This window comes from Brachyspira catarrhinii (assembly GCF_005518285.1).
Lineage (GTDB): Bacteria > Spirochaetota > Brachyspiria > Brachyspirales > Brachyspiraceae > Brachyspira > Brachyspira catarrhinii.
The window spans coordinates 1-737 of record NZ_SJDU01000675.1; the positions used below are offsets into that span (position 1 = coordinate 1).

At 22.5% G+C, this 737-nt stretch carries 2 protein-coding genes; both read right to left on the minus strand.

Annotated elements, in window-relative coordinates:
- Positions 1 to 181: 181 nt before the first annotated feature.
- Positions 182 to 400 carry a hypothetical protein gene (locus EZH24_RS13010; protein WP_137999442.1) on the minus strand — a complete coding sequence of 73 codons (219 nt, stop codon included), beginning with the start codon at positions 398 to 400 and terminating at the stop codon, positions 182 to 184.
- Entirely contained in the window at positions 390 to 671 is a 282-nt protein-coding gene (locus tag EZH24_RS13015) for a hypothetical protein (protein ID WP_137999443.1), read from the minus strand. Before EZH24_RS13015 ends, EZH24_RS13010 begins: the two co-directional genes overlap by 11 nt.
- Positions 672 to 737: the final 66 nt, after the last annotated feature.

Consider the following 737-nt stretch of genomic DNA (forward strand, 5'->3'; position numbering starts at 1 on the left):
TACAGCTTTAGAAAATCATAACTTATTTAAAATAAAAGAAGAAGAACCTAAATGTGTACATTTTAATGATATATTAAAAATGTTCAGGGAAAGGGAAATAAAAGAAAATTGACTCCTTTAATAGAGATTTTTTCATTAGACTCCGCCTTGCTATTATAGTTTTTATTTTCTAATAGCAAGGCTATTTATTAGTCTGAATTATATACCAGCTTTCCCATTCATTTAGTTTTATGAGAGTTTTTTGATACTCTTTGAATAAGTCCTTCTGAGTTTTAATCTGCCCTTCATTTATCTTATATGCTTCAGGCGGAGGAGAAAGCGGAACTGTAACATATTTTACAGTGCTGCAGCTTATTGAAAATATAAGTAAAAATATAATTAATAAGATTTTATTTTTCATTATTTTTTAATTTATATATTTGATAATCTATATTTTTTATTTTGTAATCTAAATCAGATAATTCATTATAATAATCTTCATATTTAGAAGCATATTCTTTTATTGCTGTTTTTTCATCTATACATCGTCCTATAAGCATAGATATATCTTTAATTTTTTTTAATACATTTTCTTTTTTTAAAGCTAGTAAATGAGCTTTAATACTTAAATCAAGTTCATTATCATCTTTTAGATTATTAATACATTCATCTAAATCAATAATATAATTCATTTAATCTCCAAACAAAATAATATTTTATTCATTTCATAACCTTAAAAATAAGTTATTATAGTTTTT